Source organism: Agromyces sp. NBRC 114283 (assembly GCF_030268405.1).
Classification (GTDB): Bacteria; Actinomycetota; Actinomycetes; order Actinomycetales; family Microbacteriaceae; genus Agromyces; species Agromyces mediolanus.
In genome coordinates this window covers 922,813-945,423 of the sequence record NZ_BSQP01000001.1, presented here as the reverse complement: position 1 = coordinate 945,423, position 22,611 = coordinate 922,813, and the positions used below count along the sequence as shown (strand labels likewise).

At 72.9% G+C, this 22,611-nt stretch carries 19 protein-coding genes; 7 read left to right on the top strand and 12 right to left on the bottom strand.

Annotation, left to right across the window (positions count from 1 at the left end; translation table 11 throughout):
- Positions 1-33 precede the first annotated feature (33 nt).
- The 4 genes from QSJ60_RS04505 to QSJ60_RS04490 all read right to left on the bottom strand — a co-directional run bounded on the left by QSJ60_RS04505 (position 34) and on the right by QSJ60_RS04490 (position 3,678).
- A complete protein-coding gene (locus QSJ60_RS04505) occupies positions 34-906 on the bottom strand; it encodes a transporter substrate-binding domain-containing protein (protein ID WP_285462774.1) in 873 nt (290 codons plus the stop codon).
- A 134-nt stretch (positions 907-1,040) separates the two neighbouring features.
- Positions 1,041-1,895, bottom strand: a complete 855-nt coding sequence (locus QSJ60_RS04500) for a helix-turn-helix domain-containing protein (RefSeq protein ID WP_230763680.1) — start codon at positions 1,893-1,895, stop codon at positions 1,041-1,043.
- Positions 1,892-2,758 carry an amino acid ABC transporter ATP-binding protein gene (locus QSJ60_RS04495; protein ID WP_285462773.1) on the bottom strand — a complete coding sequence of 289 codons (867 nt, stop codon included), beginning with the start codon at positions 2,756-2,758 and terminating at the stop codon, positions 1,892-1,894. Before QSJ60_RS04495 ends, QSJ60_RS04500 begins: the two co-directional genes overlap by 4 nt.
- Positions 2,755-3,678 carry an amino acid ABC transporter permease gene (locus tag QSJ60_RS04490; protein ID WP_285462772.1) on the bottom strand — a complete coding sequence of 308 codons (924 nt, stop codon included), beginning with the start codon at positions 3,676-3,678 and terminating at the stop codon, positions 2,755-2,757. Before QSJ60_RS04490 ends, QSJ60_RS04495 begins: the two co-directional genes overlap by 4 nt.
- A gap of 289 nt (positions 3,679-3,967) precedes the next feature.
- On the opposite strand from QSJ60_RS04490, the gene QSJ60_RS04485 reads away from it, so the two are divergent.
- From QSJ60_RS04485 to hutI, 3 genes are all read left to right on the top strand, one after another.
- Positions 3,968-4,450 carry a cupin domain-containing protein gene (locus QSJ60_RS04485; RefSeq protein WP_243570422.1) on the top strand — a complete coding sequence of 161 codons (483 nt, stop codon included), beginning with the start codon at positions 3,968-3,970 and terminating at the stop codon, positions 4,448-4,450.
- A 193-nt stretch (positions 4,451-4,643) separates the two neighbouring features.
- Positions 4,644-6,350 (top strand): urocanate hydratase, encoded by a 1,707-nt coding sequence (gene hutU / locus QSJ60_RS04480; RefSeq protein ID WP_285462771.1) that lies wholly within the window; start codon positions 4,644-4,646, stop codon positions 6,348-6,350.
- 14 nt (positions 6,351-6,364) lie between these two features.
- Entirely contained in the window at positions 6,365-7,588 is a 1,224-nt protein-coding gene (gene hutI / locus QSJ60_RS04475) for an imidazolonepropionase (RefSeq protein WP_285462770.1), read from the top strand.
- Positions 7,589-7,656: 68 nt separating this feature from the next.
- On the opposite strand, the gene QSJ60_RS04470 is transcribed toward hutI, so the two are convergent.
- Positions 7,657-8,133: a SixA phosphatase family protein gene (locus QSJ60_RS04470; RefSeq protein WP_285462769.1), complete on the bottom strand. Its 477-nt coding sequence runs from the start codon at positions 8,131-8,133 to the stop codon at positions 7,657-7,659.
- Between the two features lie 68 nt (positions 8,134-8,201).
- Positions 8,202-9,146: an arginase family protein gene (locus QSJ60_RS04465; protein ID WP_285462768.1), complete on the bottom strand. Its 945-nt coding sequence runs from the start codon at positions 9,144-9,146 to the stop codon at positions 8,202-8,204.
- A 100-nt stretch (positions 9,147-9,246) separates the two neighbouring features.
- Here QSJ60_RS04465 and QSJ60_RS04460 point away from each other — a divergent pair, with 100 nt between their 5' ends.
- Complete coding sequence (locus QSJ60_RS04460; protein ID WP_285462767.1) at positions 9,247-10,068, top strand: hypothetical protein; 822 nt, start codon at positions 9,247-9,249, stop codon at positions 10,066-10,068.
- Here QSJ60_RS04460 and QSJ60_RS04455 read toward each other — a convergent pair.
- The gene (locus QSJ60_RS04455; RefSeq protein ID WP_230763672.1) at positions 10,065-11,060 is read right to left on the bottom strand and encodes an NAD-dependent epimerase/dehydratase family protein; all 996 of its coding nucleotides are present in this window, start codon (positions 11,058-11,060) and stop codon (positions 10,065-10,067) included. The two genes, QSJ60_RS04460 and QSJ60_RS04455, sit on opposite strands and share 4 nt — an antisense overlap.
- A gap of 281 nt (positions 11,061-11,341) precedes the next feature.
- Here QSJ60_RS04455 and QSJ60_RS04450 point away from each other — a divergent pair, with 281 nt between their 5' ends.
- Positions 11,342-13,549, top strand: coding sequence for a copper-translocating P-type ATPase (locus tag QSJ60_RS04450; protein ID WP_502871377.1), 2,208 nt, complete (start codon positions 11,342-11,344; stop codon positions 13,547-13,549).
- A gap of 164 nt (positions 13,550-13,713) precedes the next feature.
- Here the strand turns inward: QSJ60_RS04450 and QSJ60_RS04445 are convergent, their stop codons facing one another.
- Positions 13,714-13,965, bottom strand: a complete 252-nt coding sequence (locus QSJ60_RS04445) for a hypothetical protein (protein ID WP_285462766.1) — start codon at positions 13,963-13,965, stop codon at positions 13,714-13,716.
- A 1,085-nt stretch (positions 13,966-15,050) separates the two neighbouring features.
- Between QSJ60_RS04445 and QSJ60_RS04440 the strand changes: the two genes are divergently transcribed.
- Complete coding sequence (locus tag QSJ60_RS04440; RefSeq protein WP_285462765.1) at positions 15,051-15,326, top strand: hypothetical protein; 276 nt, start codon at positions 15,051-15,053, stop codon at positions 15,324-15,326.
- 559 nt (positions 15,327-15,885) lie between these two features.
- On the top strand, positions 15,886-16,830 hold the full coding sequence (locus tag QSJ60_RS04435) for an AraC family transcriptional regulator (protein WP_285462764.1): 945 nt from the start codon (positions 15,886-15,888) through the stop codon (positions 16,828-16,830).
- A gap of 286 nt (positions 16,831-17,116) precedes the next feature.
- Here the strand turns inward: QSJ60_RS04435 and QSJ60_RS04430 are convergent, their stop codons facing one another.
- The 4 genes from QSJ60_RS04430 to QSJ60_RS04415 form a co-directional block, all read right to left on the bottom strand.
- A complete protein-coding gene (locus QSJ60_RS04430) occupies positions 17,117-17,914 on the bottom strand; it encodes a GntR family transcriptional regulator (RefSeq protein ID WP_189083336.1) in 798 nt (265 codons plus the stop codon).
- A gap of 150 nt (positions 17,915-18,064) precedes the next feature.
- A complete protein-coding gene (locus QSJ60_RS04425; protein ID WP_285462763.1) occupies positions 18,065-18,685 on the bottom strand; it encodes a DUF305 domain-containing protein in 621 nt (206 codons plus the stop codon).
- Positions 18,686-18,771: 86 nt separating this feature from the next.
- A complete protein-coding gene (locus tag QSJ60_RS04420) occupies positions 18,772-19,218 on the bottom strand; it encodes a DUF6153 family protein (protein ID WP_230763667.1) in 447 nt (148 codons plus the stop codon).
- 10 nt (positions 19,219-19,228) lie between these two features.
- Complete coding sequence (locus QSJ60_RS04415; protein WP_285462762.1) at positions 19,229-22,459, bottom strand: efflux RND transporter permease subunit; 3,231 nt, start codon at positions 22,457-22,459, stop codon at positions 19,229-19,231.
- Positions 22,460-22,611: the final 152 nt, after the last annotated feature.

Here is a 22,611-nt window from a genome sequence, read left to right as displayed (position 1 = left end):
TCATGAAAGTCGGGCAACTCGGTCGTTGGGCGCCTACTTCTGCAGGTTGATCCCGGGTGCGACGGGCTTCACGCCGTACTTCGCGAACAGCTCCTCGGTCGTGCCGTCCTCGTAGAGCGTGGTCATCGCGGCGAGCACGGCGTCGATGAGCTCCGGCTTCGCGGTGTTCATCATGCTGCCGACGTAGAAGCCGCCGTCGAACGGCTCGGCCACGATCTCGCGGTTCGCCCCCTGCTCGATCGCGTACGCGGCGCCCGCCTCGCTCTGGATGCCGAGCGCCGTGCGACCCGACTCGAGCGCGAGCTCGGCGTCCTGCTGGGTCGGGTACTCGGTGACCTGCATGCCCGGCTTGCCCGCCTCCTCGCACTCGGCGGTGAGCGCCTCGGCGTAGCTCACGTCGGTCGTGCCGCGGATCGTCGCGATCGTCTGCCCGCAGGCGTCGAGGCGCGTGGCGTAGGCGCCGCCGTTCCCGGCCGTCGTGATGAGCGTCGCCTGCTCGGTCATGAAGTCGACGAAGGTGCCCGCCTGCTGGCGCTCGAGCGTGTCGTAGAGGCTGCCGCCGTAGATGTCGTAGCGACCGGCGGCGACGCCCGTGATGCCGCCCTCCCACGCGACGGGGATGAACTCGATCTCGAGGCCGAGCTCGGCGGCGACCGCGTCGAGCAGGTCCTTCGTGATGCCGGACTGCGGCACATTGTCGGCGTCGGGGATCATGTACGGCGCGTCGGGCAGGGTCACGCCCACGCTCAGCACGCCGGGCTTCACGAGCCCGTCGAGGCCGGCCGCGGCGCCGTCGGACGGACCGGCCTCGCTGCCGGGCGCGTCGAAGGTGCAGGCCGCGAGAGCGAGGGCCGTGGCGGCGGCGAGGGCGGCCGGCAACAGGCGTCGTCGGATGTTGCGGGTCATCGGGGCATCCTTCCGGTCGGTGGCTGCCGGCACCGCCGGCTCCCCCGACGGTAGGAGCGGTGTCGGGCGGCCTCCAGGGACCGGTCGCGGCATCCGTTGCACTTTCCGCGGATGCCGCGATCGAGGCATCCCCCTCAGGCCGCGATGCCGAGCTGCGCGCGCCGGAACGCGGTCGGCGTGAGCCCGCACTCGCGCCGGAAGAAGCGCGAGAAGTAGGACGCGTCGTCGAAGCCGAGCCGCGCGGCGATCTGCGCGCAGCTGAGCTCAGTGCGGGCGAGCAGCCGTTGCGCCTCGCGCACGACCTCGGCGCGGATGAGCTCGCCGGGGCTCCGGCCCGCGTGCTGGCCGACTGTTTCCGCGAGGTGCCCGGGGGTGATGCCGAGCGCCTTCGCGCACTCGGCGACCGTGAGGGTCGCCGAGGCGCGCTCCCGTACGAGCCGTTCGAACGAGGCGGAGAGCCCGCGGCTCGGCCCGGCGGTCGGGTCGGGGGCGAGGCGGCGCAGCTGCAGGAGCAGCAGCGACAGCAGCGTGCGGATGGCCCGCGCCTGCAGCGCGTCGGGCAGGGCCAGCTCGGCGCGGAGCTCGGCGAACACGCGCTCGAGGCGGCGGCGCTGGGCGTCGGTCGGCCGCAGTCGGGCGTTCGTCCAGCCGGGCAGGCCGGCCTCGGGCCCGCCCTCCCCGGTGAGGAAGTCTTCACCGAAGAGCACGATCGTGCCGGTCACGGGCGCGGTCTCCTCCCAGTGATGCAGCTGCCCGGGCGCGATCAGGAACAGCTGCGGCGCGGCGATCGCGATCGACTCGGTGTCGATGTGGTGGAAGCCGGCGCCGCCGGTGACGAGCACGAGCTCGACGAAGTCGTGCCGGTGCGGGCGGCCCGCCCACGGCCCCGGCCCCAGGGTCTCGAGCGGCCCGATCAGGAAGTCGCCGTCGAGGCTCGCGGGCGACACGTTGATGCGGTGGGTGGGTGGGGCGGCCGGGCGCGCGCTCATGAGATCGCCGCCTCGGCATCCGATTCGGCATCCTGCGCCTCACCGCTGTGCGCCTCGCCGCCGGAGCGCCGCAGGAACGCCGCCGTCCGCGGCGAGCGCGGCGCCCCGAAGAGCTGCGCCGGCGGGCCCTGCTCGACGACGACCCCGCCCTCCATGAAGACGACCGTGTCGGCGACCTCGCGGGCGAAGCCCATCTCGTGGGTGACGACGACCATCGTGGTGCCGCCGGCGGCGAGCGACTTCATGACCGCGAGCACCTCGCCGACGAGTTCCGGGTCGAGCGCGCTCGTGGGTTCGTCGAAGAGCAGGATCGCCGGTTCCATCGCGAGCGCGCGGGCGATCGCCACGCGCTGCTGCTGACCCCCGGAGAGCTGCGAGGGGTACTTGCCCGCGTGCTCGGCGAGGCCGACCGAGGCGAGCAGCTCGCGGGCCCGGCGTTCCGCGTCGGCCCTGCGCAGGCCGAGCACCTTCACGGGCCCGATGGCGACGTTCTGCACCGCGGTGAGGTGGCCGAAGAGGTTGAACTGCTGGAACACCATGCCGAGGTTGCGCCGCACCCGGCTGGTCTCGCGGTCGCTCGCCTCGGTGAGATGCCCGGCGTGCGCGGTGTAGCCGACGAGTTCGCCGTCGACCGCGACGACCCCGCCGTCGAGCGACTCGAGCTGGTTGATGCAGCGCAGCAGGGTCGACTTGCCGCCGCCCGAGGGGCCGATGAGGCAGACCACCTCGCCGGGGGCGACGTCGAGGTCGATGCCGCGCAGGATCTCGGTGCCGTGGTACGACTTGCGCACGCCGCGGAGGGCGAGCGAGCCGCGGGCACCGGCCGTCGCGGCCGAGGCATCCGTCGCACCGGGCGCGCTCATCGGGCCGCCTCCGCCTTGAGCACCCGCCGTCTGCTGCGGTCGAGGCCGCGCTCCAGAAAGTGCTGCCCGATCGTCGCGAGCGTGACGAGCGCGAGGTACCAGAGGGAGGCGACCACGAGCATCGCGATCACCTGGTAGTTCTGCCCGTAGATCTGCTGGGCGATGGTCATCAGGTCGCCGCCGCCGATGACGGAGACGATGGCGGTCGCTTTCAGGATGTCGATGAACTGGTTGCCGAGCGGCGGCAGGATGACCCGAACCGCCTGCGGGATGACGATGAGCCGCTGCGCCTCGAGGCTCGTCATGCCGATCGCCTTCGCCGCGTCGGTCTGCCCCGGCGGGACGGCGAGGAAGCCGCCGCGCACGACCTCCGCCATGTACGCCGCCGTGTGCAGCACGAGCCCGATGAGCGCCGCGAGGAACGGCGTCACGAGCTCGTTGGTGCTGCCGCCGATGGTGAGCCCGAGCGCCGGGATGCGCACGCCGATGACCGGGAAGATGAGGGCGAGGTTGAACCAGAACACGAGCTGCACGAGCAGCGGCGTGCCACGGAACAGCCAGATGTAGCCGTCGACGATGACGCGCAGCACGGGGTTGCCGGACTGGCGCATGACCTCGAGCACGATGCCCAGCAGCAGTCCGAGGGCGAAGGTCAGCACCGTGAACAGCAGCGTCGTGCCGACGCCGGCGAGGATGCGCGGGCTGAACAGGTACTGCGCCACGACCGGCCAGTTCATGGCCGGGGCGGAGACGAAGGCCCAGCCGACCGCGGCGGCGAGCGCGCCGACGACGACCGCGGGGACCCAGCGGCTGAGGATGCGGGATCGGGAGCGCAGCGGGAGGGCTGCGAGCCGGGCGAGCGGGTCGCCGCCGCCGGCGGCGGTGCCGGGCGGGTCGGCGAGGAGCTGGGAGGAGGTCATGGGGTTCATTCCAGGAATCGGGGATGCGGCCGGCAAGGCTTCGGCCGGCTCTGCTATCCGGTATCCCAGACCTGGCCGCTTCGGTGAGCGATCGTGCGCGCTGGAGCAAGGCCGGGGCGTTCCCGGTCAAGGTGCGGGGGCGCCTGTCGCGCGCGCCGGCCGCCCGCCGCACCCGAGAGGAGTCACAGCATCCCCGCCGCGCGTCCATCGACGCCGCGCCGGGGCATCCGTAGCGTCGCCAGCGGCCGGCGCACCGTCGGCCGACCGACGACGATCTGGAGGATGGCCGATGGCCGGAAAGTACGAGCACCTCTTCGTGCGACACATGGGCGACTCGAGCGCCGACCTCGTGAACGAGGGCGCCGTGGCGACGGGCGTGCCGCGCCCCGCGCACATCGGCGACGCGTTCGCGCTGATGCGGGCCGAGGACGTGCCCGAGTCGAAGATCCACATGACCTACTCGTGGATCGGGCCGACCGACGAGCCCTCGCACTGGGTGAACGAGCACGAGCACGACTACGACGAGGTGCTCATCTGGACGGGCTCCGACCCGGAGAACCCGCACGACCTCGGCGGCGAGATCCTCATCGACATCGAGGGCGAGACGTACAGCGTGACGACCTCCGGCGCGCTGTACATCCCAGCGGGCATCCGGCACTGCCCCTTGGACTTCAAGCGCGTGACCCGGCCGATCCGCTTCAGCGCGCTCTCGCTCTCGGGCGACGGCGCCTACTCCTCGGACGAGGACGTCCCCCGCGACGCCTCCGCCTGAGCGCGCCCCGCGCCGCGCGCGAGGAGTTCGATCTCGACTTGCCCGACTTTCATGAAAGTCGGGCAAGTCGCGTTTCGGGGCGGGCACGTCGCGTGTGGGACGGGCGGATGCCTTGGGCCGCATGTCCGGGATCGCAGACACCCGCCCCGCCGCATCCGTTGTCCACGCCGCCCGGCTGCGCGAACCTGGGGACATGACCGATGCACCCTCCACCGAAGCGCGCGGCGCCCGCACCGTCCGCGCCGCCCGCGGCTCGACGCTGAGCGCGAAGAGCTGGCAGACCGAGGCGCCCCTGCGCATGCTCATGAACAACCTCGACCCCGAGGTCGCCGAGCGCCCCGAGGACCTCATCGTCTACGGCGGCACGGGCAAGGCCGCCCGCAACTGGGAGTCCTTCGACGCGATCGTCGCGACCCTCGAGCGCCTCGAGGACGACGAGACCCTGCTGGTGCAGTCGGGCAAGCCCGTCGGCGTGTTCCGCACGCACGCCTGGGCGCCCCGCGTGCTCATCGCGAACTCGAACCTCGTCGGCGACTGGGCGACCTGGCCCGAGTTCCGCCGGCTCGAGTCGCTCGGCCTCACCATGTACGGGCAGATGACCGCCGGCTCGTGGATCTACATCGGCTCGCAGGGCATCCTGCAGGGCACCTACGAGACCTTCGGCGCCGTCGCCCGGGTGCTCGCCGAGCGCCAGGGCCGCAGCGCCGAGGAGGTCGCGCAGGCGAGCCTCGCCGGCACGCTCACCCTCACCGGCGGCTGCGGCGGCATGGGCGGCGCGCAGCCGCTCGCCGTCACCATGAACGGCGGCGCCGTGCTCATCGTCGACGTCGACGAGACCCGCCTCGCCCGCCGCGTCCAGCACGGCTACCTCGACGAGTACCACCCCGATCTCGACACCGCGCTCGCCCGCGCCGTCGAGGCGAAGGAGGCCGGCATCGCCCGCAGCGTCGGCGTCGTCGGCAACGCCGCCACGATCTTCGCCGAGCTCCTCGACCGCGAGGCGCCCATCGACATCGTCACCGACCAGACGAGCGCGCACGACCCGCTCTCCTACCTGCCCGAGGGCGTCTCGGTCGCCGAGTGGCACGAGCTCGCCGCCTCCGACGCCGAGGAGTTCACCCGGCTCGCCCGCGCCTCGATGGCCAAGCAGGTCGAGGCGATGGTCGGCTTCCAGTCGCGCGGGGCCGAGGTGTTCGACTACGGCAACTCGATCCGCCGCGAGGCGGAGCTCGGCGGCTACGCGCACGCCTTCGACTTCCCCGGCTTCGTGCCCGCGTACATCCGGCCGCTCTTCGCCGAGGGCAAGGGGCCGTTCCGCTGGGCGGCGCTCTCGGGCGACCCGGCCGACATCGCGGCCACCGACCGGGCCATCCTCGAGCTGTTCCCCGAGGACGAGCACCTCCGCCGCTGGATCACCCAGGCCGGCGAGAAGGTGCACTTCGAGGGCCTGCCCGCGCGCATCTGCTGGCTCGGCTACCAGGAGCGCCACCTCGCCGGACTGAAGTTCAACGAGATGGTCGCCTCGGGCGAGCTCAGCGCGCCCGTCGCCATCGGCCGTGACCACCTCGACTCCGGCAGCGTCGCGAGCCCCTACCGCGAGACCGAGTCGATGGCCGACGGCTCCGACGCGATCGCCGACTGGCCGCTGCTGAACGCCCTGCTCAACACCGCGTCCGGCGCGAGCTGGGTGTCGATCCACCACGGCGGCGGCGTCGGCATCGGCCGCTCGATCCACGCGGGGCAGGTCGTCGTCGCCGACGGCACCGAGCTCGCCGCTGAGAAGATCGCCCGCGTGCTCGTCAACGACCCCGGCACGGGCGTCATGCGGCACGTCGACGCGGGCTACGAGCGGGCGATCGAGGTGGCGCGCGAGCGCGGCCTCGACGTGCCGATGGCCTGAGCGGGGGACGGCGGATGCCTCGGACGACCCTCTTCACGAACATCGGCGAGCTGACCACGAACGACCCGGCGCCCGATCGCGAGGGCGGCCCGCTCGGGATCGTCCGCGACGCGGCGCTGCTCGCCGTCGACGGACAGGTCGCCTGGGTCGGGTCCGCCGCGGCCGTGGCCTCCGCCGCCCCCGCCGGGGCGCTCGAGCCCGACGAGCTCGTCGATCTCGGCGGCCGCGCCGTCATCCCGGGATTCGTGGACTCGCACTCGCACCTCGTGTTCGGCGGCGACCGGGCCGAGGAGTTCGCCGCCCGCATGGCCGGCCGGCCGTACGAGGCGGGAGGCATCCGCTCCACCGTGCAGGCGACCCGCGCGGCGGGCGACGAGGAGCTGCGCGCCCGCCTCGCCGCCTTCGTCGAGGAGCTGCACCGGCAGGGCACGACGACGTTCGAGATCAAGTCGGGCTACGGCCTCTCCGTCGAGGCCGAGGAGCGCCTGGTGCGCCTCGCGCGCGAGGTCACGGACGAGGTCACGTTCCTCGGCGCGCACGTCGTGCCGTTCGAGTACCGGGAGCCCGACGGCCCGGGCGCCGACGCGTACGTCGAGCTCGTCACGGGCGAGATGCTCGCCGCGTGCGCCCCGCACGCGAAGTGGGTCGACGCGTTCTGCGAGCGCGGGGCGTTCACCGCGGAGCAGTCCCGGCGGGTGCTCGAGGCCGGCCGCGCCGCCGGCCTCGGCGTGCGCGTGCACGGCAACCAGCTCGGGCCGGGCGAGGGAGTGCGGCTCGCGGTGGAGCTCGGCGCGGCCTCCGTCGACCACTGCACCTACCTGAGCGACGAGGACGTCGCGGCGCTCGCCGCCTCGGACACGGTCGCGACCCTGCTGCCGGGCGTCGAGTTCTCGACCCGCCAGCCGTACCCCGACGCCCGGCGCCTGCTCGATGCGGGCGCCACCGTCGCGATCGCGAGCGACTGCAATCCGGGCTCGAGCTTCACGAGCTCGATGCCGTTCTGCATCGCCGTCGCGGTGCGCGACATGCGGATGACTCCCGCCGAGGCCGTCTGGGCGGCGACCGCGGGCGGTGCTCGGGCGCTGCGCCGCGAGGACGTCGGCGCGCTCCGCCCGGGCATGTCGGCCGATCTCGTCGAGCTCGACGCGCCGAGCCACGTGCACCTCGCCTACCGGCCGGGCGTGCCGCTCGTGCGCCGCGTGTACCGCGCGGCCGAGCACCTCGCCGGCGCCGCGTAGCGCATTCCGAGTTGCCCGACTTTCATGAAAGTTGGGCAACTCGGGGTCGGGGTGAGCGTTCGACTCCGTCAGTCGCGCGGGGTGCGCACGAGCTCGAGCCGGCCGCTGCCCTCGATCAGCTCGGCCCAGGAGCCGACGTCGACCGCGCACGTCACGATCGCGCACGTCGGCAGCTCGACGAACTCCCCAGTGAGCTCGGCGACCGCGTCGCTCATGCCGGGATTGTGGCCGACGAGCATCGCGACGGATGCCTCCTCGGGCAGCGCGGCGGCGACCGCGAGGATGGTCCGGGCCGACGCCGCGTAGAGCTCCGGCCGCTCGACGAGCCCCGCGCCGAACGCGGCCGCGTACTCGCGCGCGGTCGTGATCGCCCGGAGCGCCGGGCTCGACACGACGAGCTGCACGGCGGCGCCGTCGTCCACGAGCCGGCGCGCCATGTCGGGGGCGTCGCGCAGCCCCCGCGCGTTCAGCGGGCGGTCGAAGTCGGCCAGTCCCGGGTCGCCCCAGTCGGACTTCGCGTGCCGGGCGAGGAGGAGCGTCTTCATGCCCCCAGCCTCGCACCGCTCGCGCGTCGGCGCGAGGGTGCGGGCACCTCGGCGTGCGGAGCGGAGCGTCAGCCGCGCCTCGGCCGGCTCGCGACGCCGGCGAGCACCTCCAGCACGCAGAGGGCGGCGAGCCGCACGGTGCGGCCGTCCGGGGCATCCGCCGTCGCGTCCACCTCCGCGAGGTCGACGCTCACCACGCGCGGGTCGCTCGCCGCCGCGCGCGCGAAGGCCCGCAGCTCCCACGCGGCGAGGCCGCCGGGCATCGAGGCGGGGCAGCCGGGCACCACGGAACGGTCGCAGACGTCGACGTCGAGGTCGAGGTGCACGGGCCCGCCCGCGGCACCCGCGATGGCGAGCGCCTCGGCCATGACCTCGGCCGGTGCGCGGCCGTGCAGCTCGTCGCGGTGGATGACGGTGATGCCGAGCTCGCGCGCCCGGCGCGCGTACTCGGCCGAGTTCGCGAAGTCGGCGATGCCGATCTGCACGATGCGCGCCGGGTCGAGCCCGGCCTCGACGAGCCGCCGCACCGGGGAGCCGTTCGAGACGCCGTCGCGCAGGTCGTAGTGGGCGTCGAGCGTGACGAGTCCGGCGCGGTCGAGCCCCTCGCCCCACGCTCCGAGCGCGGTGGCGACCGTCACGGAGTTGTCGCCGCCGATCGCGAGCACCACCTCGGCCAGCTCGCTGAGGCGCGCGACCTCGGCCCGGGTGCGCGCCTCGCCCTCCGGGCCGTCGGGTTCCTCGATGTCGCCCGCGTCGACGACCGCGAGCGGTGCGGACTCGGCGAGGTCGAGCTCGCGGGCGGTCCCCCGCCGGTCGGGCACGAGTGCGGCGCTGTAGCGTTGCAGCGCCTCGCGCACGGCGAGCGGGGTGGCATGCGCCCCGGTCGGCGAGAGCGAGGTGCGCCACGCGGGCACGCCGAGCACGGCGAGCGCCGCGCGCTCCCCCGCTGCGAGGGCGTCGGGAGCGGGCCAGGCTCCGGCGCGCGGCCAGAGGGGATCGTGCGAGAGCGCCATGCGCCCACGCTAGGCGGTCGGGCCCACGAGCGCAGCGGGCGCGGATGCCTCGTCGTCTGCGATCCCGGACGGAGGCCGCCGCTCGCGTATCGTGGCTCGCATGCCCGAGCCCGAACGCCGCCCCGGACGTTCGCCCGCGGCATCCGGCCCGACACTCGCCGGCCTCGCCGTCGTGCTCGCCGCGTTCGCGGTCGCCGTGGTCCCGCTCGGCCGGCAGGCGCAGATCGCCCTGATGCACGGCATCGGCCCGGCCCAGCTCGGCGCCGTCGGCGCGATGGCGCTCGGCACCGTGCTGCTCGTGATCGGCGCGGTCGCCGTGCGCGGGCGCACCCTCATCGGGGTCGCCGGGGGCGTGGCGGCCGTGCACTTCCTGCTGCTCGCCGCTGCGACGGTCGCGCGGCTCGGCCTGGGCGGCGGCCCCGGCGGCACGGTCGCCGACGTCGGGGGACTGCTCGCGCTCGCGATCGCCGCCACCGCCGCCGGACTCGCACTCGTCGGCACGCGGGCGGTCGCGCCGGCCGCGCAGCTCGGCATCCGCCGGGTCGCGCTCGTGCTCGCCGTCGGCGCGGCCGCGGTGCTCGCGCTGTCCGAGCTCCCGGGGCTCGTCGCCGCACTCGGCTACGGCGCCGCCTCGGCCCTCTCGACGGTCGTGGTGTGGACCCGGGTGCTCGCGATGGTGCTGGGCGTGCTGCTCGTCGCCCGCGCGTCCCGGGGCGGGCGCGGCGCGCGGCCCCTCGCGCTCGTCGCCGCACTGCTCGCGGTCGCGCTCGCCGTCGAGGCCGCGCTCGGCGTGCGGGAGTGGAGCGGCCTCGCCTTCGCCGCCGCCGTCGTCGCGGCGCTCTGCTGGGCCGCCGTCGCGGTCATCGCGGTTCGACTCGCGATCGTCGCCGGGCCGGCCAGCGGCGGCACGGCGGACCGCTAACCGCGGGACGCCCGCAGCAGCGCCACGAGCTCGCGCTCCCGCTCGGCCGTGAGCCCGGCGCGCCGCTCGCGATCGAGTCCCTGCTCGCGTTCCCACGCCAGCACGTCGGTGAGCGTCTGCTCGATCGGGCGCGGCGCGAAGCCCTCGCGCCTGGCGGCCGCGTTCGAGCGGTCCTGGAACGCGTGCCAGCCGGGCTCGGCGATCCAGAGCGGCAGGGACGCCTCACCCGCCCACTCGGCGACGCCCCGTTCGGCGAGCCAGTCGGAATCCGCCTCGAGCTGCTCGCCCGCGAAGCCGCCGACCGCCACGGAGGCGTCGAGCACCGCCCCGAACGTCGAGCGGTCGCCGACGAGGTTGAACGCGCCGCCGAGACCGCGCTCGATCGCGTCGAGCGTCCACGCGACCAGGTCGCGCACGTCGACGAGCTGGGCGGCGGCGTCGCGGATGGCGGGCACGAGCATCGGCTCGTCGTCGCGTGCCGCGCGGGCGACCCAGTACCCGCTCCGACCGGAGGCGTCGCCGGGACCGCCGATGAGCCCCGGCCGCACGATGAGGGCGCGGTCGCCGAACGCCTCGCGGTAGGCGAGCTCGATCGCGGACTTCGCCTCGCCGTAGCTCTCTGGATCGGACTCGTCGGACTCGAGGGGCGGCAGCAGCTCCGCCGACTCGTCGGCGCCGGGCTCGTCGTGGTGCGCGTAGACGTTACCGGACGAGATCGCGACCGCCCGGTCAGCCGCGACGGCGAGCGCGGCGGCCGCTCGTCGGGCGAAGCCGGGCTGCCGGGTGACGTCGATCACGGCATCCCAGTGCCGATCGGCGACGGCGTCGTAGGCGTCGGCGCGCGAGCGGTCGGCGACGACGAGTCGGGCTCCGTCGGCGACGTCGCCGCCCTCGCCGCGAGCGAGGCACGTGACCCGGTGGTCGCGGCGCAGGGCCTCGCGGGCGAGCTCACGGCCGAGCCACTGGGTGCCGCCGAGGATCAGGATCTCCATCCCGCCATCACAGCACCCTTCGACCAGCTCAGGGAACCAGCTGGTTCGCTGAGCCCGTCGAAGTGCCAGCTGGTTCGCTGAGCCCGTCGAAGTGCCAGCTGGTTCGCTGAGCCCGTCGAAGTGCCAGCTGGTTCGCTGAGCCCGTCGAAGCGCGGCCCTTCGACAGGCTCAGGGAACCATGCGTCGAAGCGCGGCGCGGGAATAGCCTCGTGAGCGACGCAGTTCCACTTGCAGGTACCCCAGAGGGGTATTAATCTGGCGAGAGGACACAGGAGGGCACGATGAACGCGAGCCAGCACGACCCGCACACCGGCCACCAGGCATCCGGCCACGACCCGCACGCCGCGCACGCTCAGCGCGACGAGCACGCAGGCCACGAGGCGACAGGGCACGACCCGCACGCCGGGCACGACGCGCAGGACATGCACGCCGGACACGACATGAGCGGGCACGCCGGGCACGACATGACCGGCCACGGCGGGCACGGCGGCCACGGCGACCACGTCGGTCAGTTCCGCCGGCTGTTCTGGATCATGCTCGTCATCGCGGTGCCGACCGTCGTGCTCAGCCCGATGTTCGCCGGGCTGATCGGCTACCAGCTGCCCGACACCGGCATCGTGCCCTGGATCTCGCCGGTGCTCGGCACCGTCATGTACTTCTGGGGCGGCAAGCCCTTCCTCACCGGCGCCTGGTCGGAGCTGAAGTCCCGCAAGCCCGGCATGATGCTGCTGATCGGCCTCGCCATCACGGTCGCGTACTTCGCGAGCCTCGCCGCGAGCTTCGGCCTCGTCAGCCACCACCTCGACTTCTGGTGGGAGCTCGCGCTCCTGATCGTCATCATGCTGCTCGGCCACTGGATCGAGATGAAGTCGATCGCCCAGGCCTCCAGCGCCCTCGACGCGCTGGCCGCGCTGCTGCCCGACGAGGCCGAGCGCATCGTCGACGGCCTCGACGGGCAGACCGTCGAGACGGTCACGCCCGCCGAGCTCGCCCTCGGCGACGTCGTCATCGTGCGGCCCGGCGGCCGCGTTCCCGCCGACGGCGAGGTCGTCGACGGCACGGCCGACGTCGACGAGTCCATGATCACGGGCGAGTCGCGCCCCGTGCGCCGCGGCCCCGGCGACCACGTCGTCGCGGGCACCGTCGCGACGGACACGGCGATCCGCGTCCGAGTCGGCGCAGTCGGCGACGACACGGCGCTCGCCGGCATCCAGCGGCTCGTCGCGCAGGCGCAGGCCTCGAGCTCGCACGCGCAGCGCCTCGCCGACCGCGCGGCCGGCTGGCTGTTCTGGTTCGCCCTCGGCGCGGCCGTGCTCACCGCCATCGCCTGGACCGTGCTCGGCAACCCGGACGACGCCGTCGTCCGCACGATCACCGTGCTCGTGATCGCCTGCCCGCACGCGCTCGGCCTCGCCATCCCGCTCGTCGTGCAGATCGCGACCGAGCGCGCGGCGAAGGGCGGCGTGCTCATCACCGACCGGCTCGCGCTCGAGACGATGCGCACTGTCGGCGCCGTGCTCTTCGACAAGACCGGCACGCTCACCAAGGGCGAGCCCGCCGTGACGGATGCCGCGGCGGCCCCGGGCCACGAGCTCGACGAGGTGCTCGCGCTCGCGGCATCCGCCGAGTCCGACTCGGAGCACCCGCTCGCGAAGGCCATCGTCGCGGATGCCGAGGGCCGCGGTCTGCGCCGCAGCGAGACGAGCGAGTTCGAGGCTTCGGCCGCGATCGGCGTGCGCGCCGTCGTCGGCGGCCGTGTCGTTCAGGTCGGCGGCCCCGGCCTGCTGCAGCGCGAGGGCGTCGAGGCGCTCCCGGCCTCCGCGCCGTGGGCGGACGGCGGCTCGACCGTGCTGCACGTGCTCGTCGACGGGCAGGTCGCCGGGGCGCTCGCGCTGGACGACGAGATCCGGCCCGAGTCCCGCGAGGCCGTCGACGCGCTGCACGCGCTCGACATCCAGGTCGTCATGATCACGGGCGACGCCGAGCCCGTCGCCCGCCGGGTCGCCGGCGAGCTCGGCATCGACCGGGTGTTCGCGGGCGTGCGGCCCGAGGACAAGGCGGCGAAGGTGCAGGAGCTCCAGCGCGAGCGGCTCAGCGTCGCGATGGTCGGCGACGGCGTGAACGACGCGCCCGCGCTCGCCCAGGCGGACGTCGGCATCGCGATCGGTGCGGGCACGGATGTCGCGATCGCCTCCGCGGGCGTGGTGCTCGCCTCGAGCGACCCGCGCTCGGTGCTGTCGGTGATCGAGCTGTCGCGCGCGAGCTACCGCAAGATGTCGCAGAACCTCTGGTGGGCGGCCGGGTACAACCTGATCTCGGTGCCGCTCGCGGCCGGCGTGCTCGCGCCGATCGGGTTCGTGCTGCCGATGTCGATCGGCGCCATCCTGATGAGCCTGTCGACCGTCATCGTGGCGCTCAACGCGCAGCTGCTGCGCCGGCTCGATCTGCGGCCCGAGGCCTCGGCGAAGGCGGTGCTCGAGCGGCGCTGAGCCACCGCCCAGTTCGCCGTGACGCCCAGCAGCGCGAGCTCCCGGGTCGGATCGATGCGGTGCGAACCGGCGTTCCCACTTGGATGAACCGGAACTTCGCGGCACCCCTCAGCCACCGCCGTGGACGCGAAGAAGGGAGCTGAATCCCAGTCCGGGCCGAAGAACTATCTGCGTGCTGCTTGCCGGCGTTCGACGTCGGCGTGTGCGATGGCTGCGCTGAGCACGATGCTGAGTCGGCGCTGCTCGGGGCCGTCGCGGCGGTCCACTCCCTCGCCTCCGGGGAATCTGGTCGCGGTGACCTCGATGACGCAGGAGATAAGTTGTTCGAGCAGCTCGGCACGCCTGAGTGATGGCTCGGTCTGCGCGAACACGATCCGGGCGTGCTCGAGGAGCGGCGACGCTGACTCAGCAGCCATGACTCGGCGGGTTCTTCTCATCCGAGATCGCGCGGCCACCGTAGTCGAACTCGGCGGGAAAGCCGGCATCATCGGCACCGAACACCGTCAGGCGCTCGGCGGCGTACACCGTTGCCAAACCCACCTGGCATCGCCATGATCCCACGGGACGGCGCCGCGCTCGGCGAGGTAACGGGGTGCCGCTCCAGGGGGGATGAGGAGCGCAACCCCGCATCTGGCATACCAGCATCACCCGTGTATTTGTTCTGCTAGACCGCCTTGGCACGGATCAATTCTAGAAGACGGGATACCAAAATGCCAAGCCCTGGAGATGCCCACGACGTCAGCCAGAGCGGGCTCGCGTTCAGACACCTTTCAGCCCCCATCCACCGCTTCTGGAATGCTGCTCCTTGAACCTGCCTCGCGTTCGACGCATCTAAGGTGGAAGAAGGCGCATCAGCACCGGTTACATGAACTCCCCCACCGGCTGGTACATCCAGCCCAAAGAGAATGCTGGAAACGTCGTGCCGAGCGCGGCGAACCGGTTCACATCATTGCGTCCACGCCGAGCAGACCACGGCTTCGCCAGCGGTGGATCTTGTTGACGGCACTCGCTGGAGGGGACCACCGCGCGGGACAGCATCACGGGTCCACACGATCGCGAGACTCCGCACCGACTGAGGCTCCACCCGACCCGATGAACGCGACCTCGTTCACGACGATGCCGGTGAGGGTATAGCCTCCAGCCCGCATCCTCGCGAGTACTCTGGCGACCACCAACGCCCCGCGATACCCGGAATCGCACGCATCTCAAAGCAATGACCGACGTGGTCACCCGGCATTGATCCGCATTTGGGATACCTCTCGTTGGCGTGCCGATCTCATTTCAGCGGAGCCCGATTCGTGCCTCGGCCTATCTGGGGCTCAATTCGGGCAAGTCCCGAGCCTCCGCCGGAGAGTTCGGGAGTTTGTGGCCTCTCGAGCGCGTTCTCGAAAGCGTAGATGCGCGGTCTAGGGGACGCATTCCAGTGTTTTCCCGGATGCGGTTGAAGCGTGCGTCTGCGGTAGTGGTGAGCGGGTCCGGGGATGTACGAAAGGAATCACTCATGCGCAAGTTGACCAAACTCGCCGCCACGGCGTTTCTCGCCGTCGGTCTCGCGCTCGGCGCCCCCGCGATCGCCAGCGCCGATGAACCCGTCGAAACCTGGACGCTGCAGTCCTCGGACATCGTAGGGGTGTACCACTACACCAGCAACCTCGGCAGTTCGGCCTGGGCCGGAGCCAACATCGGCGACACCTTCGTCGGAACCGTCTCCGAGTTCACGTCTGCGACGTGGCAGAAGGAGCAGCAGGACCGAGCTGCACAGTTCGGCGGCGACTGACGACTACTCGATGCCAACCGGTGGCCCAAGGACGAATCTCTCCGATGCTGGGGCACTGGCAGGACACTCCTCGAGAACTCTCGCCACGGCGAAGCAGCGCTGGCCCGCCCCCAGCAGGGGCCGGGCCAGCGTCTCGTCAGAGATGAAGTCCTTGCAGATCAGCCAGCTCGCCAGTTCACCAGCTTCTGCGCCGACCGGGTGGGGTCATCAATCCTGATAGGAACTGAATGTTGAGTGCGTTCGCACCTCCGAGAACGACGCGGTCGTGATCGGAACTGCAGCCGACACCCAGGTACGAGCTCTGTAAACATGAACAAGCCTGCACGACAGCAAGCCACACACGACGGGGCATAGCGAGGTCGAGATGGGAGCAAGTCCGCCTGCTTGGCTCAAACCGCAGGCATCTCGCACCTCAACATCGGTCAGCTTCGAGGCCAGCCCGACAAGAGGCACACGACTGCCCGCTCGGGGAACGGCCGACCTTTCGGCCACCGGCCGCTCGGCGCCGCTCGACTCGCATGTCGGGGGCCCCGCCTACACTGGCGCCAGGGAGGCCGAGATGCCGTTGGAGCGGTTCGCCTCGCACGCGACCGACGTCGACCGGGCCGAGCGCGAGATGCAGCAGATCTGGCCGACGACGAGGCTCGGGCGCGACCCCGACCACCGCTTCGTGTACGAGCAGACGGTGCTGAGCGATGCCTCGGCGAGCTTCATCCGGTTGCACATCGGCACCCGCCTCGAACGCGCGTCCACCCGTCTCGACGACGCCTTCATGATCGGGCGCCGCAGCGGCGGCGGGTACGTCTATCGCACCGACGGCAAGGCGGGCAGCCGCAGCGCGGTGATGCTGTTCCACCCGGGCTCCGTGCAGGCCGACATCCACGATCTCAAGATCGATCTGGTCTCCCTCTCGCGCAGCGAGGCCCAGCGGGTCGCCGCCGGTCTCGTCGGCGCCGACTCGGCCACGCTGCGGTTCGGCGGCGTCGGCGCCCGCAACGCCAAGCTCGAGCGGTACTGGGCGGCGCTGCACGAGCACGTGCTGCGCGAGGTGCTCGCCGACGACGAGCTCGCCTCGAACGATCTGATCCGGGGCCAGGCGGTGCGGTCGCTGCTCGTCGCGGCCTTCGCGGCGTTCCCGATCGAGATCCTCGGCGACGTGGGCTACGCCGACGGGGCCCTGCCCGCCGCGGTGCGCCGCGCCGTCGACTACGCGGAGTCGCACGCCGCCGAGCCGGTCACCGTCGACGACCTCGCTGCGGCGGCGCGCCTGACCAGTCGCGGACTGCAGGCCGCCTTCCGACGGCACCTCGACACGACGCCGAGCGAGTACCTCCGCCGGGTGCGGCTCGCCCGGGCCCACGAGGAGCTCCGCGCGGCCGACCCCACCGCCGGCGACACCGTGCGCGGCATCGCCCGACGTTGGGGCTTCGGCAACGACGCCCGCTTCGCGCGCGCCTACCGCGAGGCGTACGGCGCGACGCCGGTCGCCACGTTGCGCGGCTGACGCGCACGGCATCCGGCCGCCGCCCCACCCCTGCCCCCTCCCCGCCACGCGCCCTCGCCGCCCCGCGCCCTCCCGCCACGCGCCCTCCCCGCCCTTCCCTCCCCGCCACGCGCCCTCGCCGCCCGCAAAACGGCAGCATTTGCGGGTGCTCGCGCCCGCGCACCCGCAAATACTGCCGTTTTGCGGGGCGGGGGCAGGTGGGGCAGGTGGAGCAGAGCAGGTAGGGGCAGGGGCAGGTAGGGCGGCGCAAGGGGCGCGGCTGGGCAAGGGGGCCCGGGCGGCCCGCTCAGTCGAGCGAGCGCACCTCGATGGGGCTCGCCGCGGTGGTGCCCGCTTCGTCGCCCGTGAAGCCGGCGGCGGCGTTGTCGATGCGGAACGTCGCGAACTCCGAGCGGTAGCGCGCCTCGGCGTACTCGACCGCACGCCCGTGCACATCACGGGAGAGCCGACGTTCGCGGAGCAGCGCCGCGCCGGACGGCACGCCGAGCGCCTCCCCGTCGAGCGGGTTCGCCGCGACGGCGTCGATCGTGTGGCGCGCCTGCACGAGCCCGAAGCCGTGACGCGCGAGCTCGGCCGAGACCGAGGCGTGATCGAGGTCGAGGCCGATCAGCACGCGGCCGACGTCCGGCACGAAGCTCGCGCGCTCGATCATGATCGGCACCTCGTCGAGGAGCCGCACCCGGATCAGCTCGACGACGACGGCGCCCTCGTCGAGCTCGAGCAGGCCGGCGACGGCGGATGCCGCGTGCCGACGTTCGAGGGAGAGCGTCCTCGTGCCCGGGGTCTTGCCCTCGGCCCGGGCCCAGTCGGTGAAGGAGCGGAAGGTCGCGAGCGACTGGGCCGGCACGACCTTGCCCACGACCGGCGGCTTGCCGCGACCGCCGACGATGAACCCCTCGGCGCGGAGTGCGGCGAGAGCCCGGCGCACCGGTCCCCGCGAGGTGCCGAACTCCCGGCACAGCGCGGCCTCGCTCGGCAGGGCCATCCCGGCCGACCAGACGCCGCGCTCGATGCGGGTTCGCAGCTCGGCCCGCACTCGGAGCGAGACGGGGGACCGACGGCCCGACGGTGCGCTGATGACCATGCTCCGACGATAGGGAGCGCGGTGTCCCCCGAACCGGGCACCCGGCGACGCCCGGGTGAACACTGCGTGAACTCGGCGGCGGGGCGCACGGCATCGCCCCGCGGCCCCGGCCCCGGGCCCGCGCACCGCGCGGGCCCGGCAGCCAGCCTGTTACTGCCCCAGCATCTCGCGCATCTCGGCGATCTCCTCGGTCTGGTCCGCGATCACGGCCTCCGCGAGCGCGAGCACGTCGGCGTTCTCGCCCTCGGCCAGCACCTCCTCGGCCATCGCGACGGCGCCCTCGTGGTGCACGATCATCTGCTCGAGGAACAGCGGCCCGGCCTCGGGCCCGCTCGCGGCTTCGAGGGCGGCGAGGTCGTCGGCCGACATCATCGTGCTGTGGTCCATCCCGGCCATGCCGCCGCCGGACTGGCCCCAGTCCTCGAGCCAGCCCTCCATGCGGTCGATCTCGGGCTGCTGGGCGGCCTTGATCCGCTCGGCGAGCGCCGCGACCTCGGGGTCGAGCCCCTCCTTCGCGAGCACGAGGTCGGCCATCTCGATGGCCTGCTGGTGGTGCATGATCATCCCCGCCGTGAAGGCGACGTCGGCCTCGTTCGCCGCGGCGAGTTCGCTCGCCGACTGGCTCGGGTCGCCGCCGGTGCCGGAGTGGTCCATTCCGTCCATCCCGTCCATCCCGCCGGCGGCGCAGCCGCTGAGGACGAGGAGGCCCGCGGATGCCGCGGCGATCGTGGCGAGACGCACGGCGGCGCGGGGGGTCAACTGAATCTTCATGGTGTGCTCTTCCGTTCGTGATCGGCGCGCCGCCGGTCGACGGCGCGCGTGGCGCAGGCGCCGCGCGAGGGCGACGCGAGCGCGGATCACGTCCGGCTGATGGAGAGCTGCAGCAAGGAGGGCGCCGGACGGCGGCCCTCGCTCGCGAGCCGACGGGCGACGGCGACGAGCCGCATCGCGCCGGGCAGGCGCAGCGGCGCCGCGGCCGCGCCGAGCAGGAGCACGGCGAGCAGCGCGAGGATGCAGATGAGCGCCGCGATCCCGCCGTCGCCGGGTTCGGCCGTCACATCGGCACGGTCGCCGGACGCCGCGCCGGCGGAGGCCGCGGCGTGGGCAGAGGCCGCGGCGTGGGCGGATGCCTCGTCGCTCGTGAGCTGCCCGGCTGCCGCGCCGGAGCCCTCCGCCGCGTGGGCGACCGGCATCGCGTGCCCGGCCTCGTGCCCGCCCGCGCCGCCGAGGGCGTGCATGGCGAGCAGTCCGAGCAGGATGGCGGGCACGGCGAGCAGCGCGAGGAGCGCCCGCCGAATACCCATACCCCCTACTCTAGGACGTCGTCGCCTCCGGCGCACCCGCCGACGACGCGCCGGCCGCCGACGTACCGCCCGAGGCAGCCGACGCCCCGCCCGAGGCATCCGCCCCGCCGTCGGCGCGCTCGGCGCGCTTGGCCCGTCGCCGTTCCCGGCCGCCCTCGACGAGGTCGTAGAGCACCGGGAGCACGACGAGCGTCAACGCCGTCGAGGAGATCAGGCCGCCGATCACGACGATCGCGAGCGGCTGCGAGATGAACCCGGAGTGCCCGGTGATACCGAGCGCCATCGGCAGCAGCGCGAAGATCGTCGCCAGCGCGGTCATGAGGATCGGCCGCAGACGCCTCGAGGCGCCGTGCAGCAGTGCCTCGCGCACCGTCATGCCGCGGTCGCGGTACTGGTTCACGAGGTCGACGAGCACGATCGCGTTCGTCACCACGATGCCGACGAGCATGAGCACGCCCACGAGCGAGGCGACGCCGAGCGGGATGCCGCTGAGGATCTGCAGCGCGATCGCCCCCGTCGCCGCGAACGGCACCGAGACGAGCAGCAGCAGCGGCTGCAGCAGCGAGCGGAACGTCGCCACCATCACCACGTAGACGATGAGGATCGCCGCGAGCAGCGCGAGTCCGAGCTGCGAGAACGACTCGGTCTGGTCCGCGGTGACGCCCCCGACGGAGGCGGCGGTGCCGTCGGGCAGCTCGACCTCGGCGAGCGCCTGCGAGACGGCCGCGCTCGCGGTGCCGAGGTCGTCGCCCGCGGGCGTCGCCGAGACGGTCGCGCTGCGCAGCCCCTGCACGGTCGTGACCGTGGCCGGGCCGTCGACCTGCGCGACGGTCGCGAGCGAGTCGAGGCGCACCGGGCCGGCGGCGGTCGGCACCGGCAGCTCCTGGAGCGCGGCGATCGTGGTGGGCGGCTCCTCGGAGTCCAGGTAGATCGTGAGCGTCTTCTCGTCGATGACGATCGATCCCGCGCTCTGCGGCTGCATCGCCGCCGAGACGAAGCCGCCGAGGGCGACCTCCGAGTACCCCGCCTCCGCGGCCGCCGAGCGGTTCACCTCGACGGCGATGTACGGCCGGCCCTCGGAGAGGTTCGAGGTGACCTGGGCGAGGGAGTCGATGCCGTCGAGCTCCTGCACGACGGCGTCCGTCGCGGTGCGCAGGTCCTCAGCGTTCGAGGCGGTGATGTCGACCTCGATGTCGTTCGAGGCGCCGAAGCCGCTCGCAGCGGAGAGGGTGACCTCGCCGACGTCCCGGAGGTCGTCGAGCTCGCCGCGCACGGTGGCCTGCAGCGCGTCCTGATCGGCCGACTCGTCGGTCGTCACCGAGTAGGTGACGGTCGCCGCGCCGCCGCCGAGCAGGGCCGAGAGGCCGCGCCCGCCGGAGCCGATCGAGGTCTGCACGGTGTCGACGCCTTCCGTGTCGAGCAGCGTCTGCTCGACGGGCTTCGAGGCCGCGTCGAGCGCGTCGAGGCTCGTGCCGACCGGGAGCTCCTGCGTGACCTGGAAGGTGTTCTGCCCCGAGGAGCCGAGGAAGTTCGTCTTCATCAGCGGCGTCAGCGCGATCGTGCCGCCGAGCACGAGCACGGCGAGCAGGATGGTCGTGACGCCGTGCTTCAGCGTCCAGTGGATGATCGGCAGGTAGCCGCGCTGCAGCCGCGAGGGGTGCTCCAGCTCGTCGGGGCCCGCGGCCAAGCCTGGGGCGGATGCCTCGTCGATGAACGCCGCGGCCGAGGCATCCGACCCGTCGTGCTTGTGCACCTTCGCCGGCTTCAGGAACCAGTACGCGAGCACCGGCACGATCGTGAGCGCCACGAGGAGCGAAGCGAGCAGCGCGATCGTCACGGTGAGCGAGAACGGCCGGAAGAGCTCGCCGGTGACGCCCTCGACGAGCGCCATCGGCAGGAACACCGCGACCGTCGTGATCGTCGACGCGGTGATCGCGCCGGCCACCTCGCGCACGGCCCGCACGATCGTCGCCGCCTTGTCGACGCCCGCGACGAGGTGCCGCTTGATGTTCTCGATGACGACGATCGAGTCGTCGACGACGCGGCCGATCGCGATGGTGAGGGCGCCGAGCGTCAGGATGTTCAGCGTGTAGTCGGCCGCCTGCAGGCCGATGAAGGTGATCAGCACCGAGGTGGGGATGGAGATCGCGGTGACGAGCGTCGCCCGCACCGAGAGCAGGAAGACGAGGATCACGATCACGGCGAACACGAGGCCGAGCAGGCCCTCGGTCGCGAGCGACTCGATGGACTGCTCGATGTACGGCGCCTGGTCGAAGACGACGGTGAACGTCGCGCCGGGGTTCGTGGTGTCGAGCGAGGACTCCAGGTCGGGCAGCAGCGCCTTGACCGCGTTCGACACCTCGACGGTGTTCGCCGCGGGCAGCTTCGTGACGGAGATCGTGAGGGCCGGCTCGCCGTTCACCCGGGAGATGCTCGTCACGGGGTTCTCGCCGAGGGCGACGGTGGCGACGTCGCCGATCGTCGGCGGGGTCGTGCCGGGCTGGCCGACGAGGGGCAGCGCCGCGACGTCGTCGACGCTGCCGAGCCGGGCGCCCGACTGCACGGCGAAGGTGCGGTCGTCCTCCGTGATCGTGCCCGCGGGCACGAGTACGCCGTTCTGCGAGAGTGCGTCGCGGATCGCCTGCACGGTGAGGCCGCGCGCGGCGAGGGCGGCGGGGTCCGGGGTGATGTTGACGCGCTGGCCGACGTCACCGACGAGGGTCGCATCGCGCACGCCGTCGACGTCGGTGATCTCGCCGAGAGTGGTACGGCTGATCTCGTCGGAGAGGGCGGCCGTGTCGTCGACGCCGGTGACGGCGAGCTGCACCACGGGGAAGTCGTCGAGCGAGAGCGCGACGACCTGCGGGTCGACGTCGTCGGGCAGCGACTGCTGGATGCGGTTCACCGCGGAGAGCAGCTTCTGCTCGGCGAAGGCGAGGTCGGTGCCGTAGGTGAAGCTCGCGGTCACCCGGGAGAGGCCGGTCGAGCTCGTCGTCGAGGTCGACTCGAGACCGGTGATGCCCTGGATCGCGGTCTCGATCGGCGTCGACACGTCGGCGTCGACGACGTCGGGCGAGGCGCCGGGGTAGCTCGTCACGATCGAGAGCTGCGGAAACGCGATGGACGGCGCGAGCTCCTGCTTGAGGCTCGTGAGCGAGAGGGCGCCGAAGATCGCCACGACGATCGTGACGAGGGCGATGAGCGCACGGTTGCGCATGCTGAGCTTCGCGAGCAGGTGCATGGGCACGATTCTCGCAGTCCGATTCGTTCGGAAAGGTCACGGTTCGCTGAATGCCGGGCCGCCGGCGCGCCGGGCGCCCGCTCGACGCGGTCGCGGCACCCGTCCGAGGGTGATTCCGGATGCCTCCGGGTGCATGCTGTCCCCCGGATGGG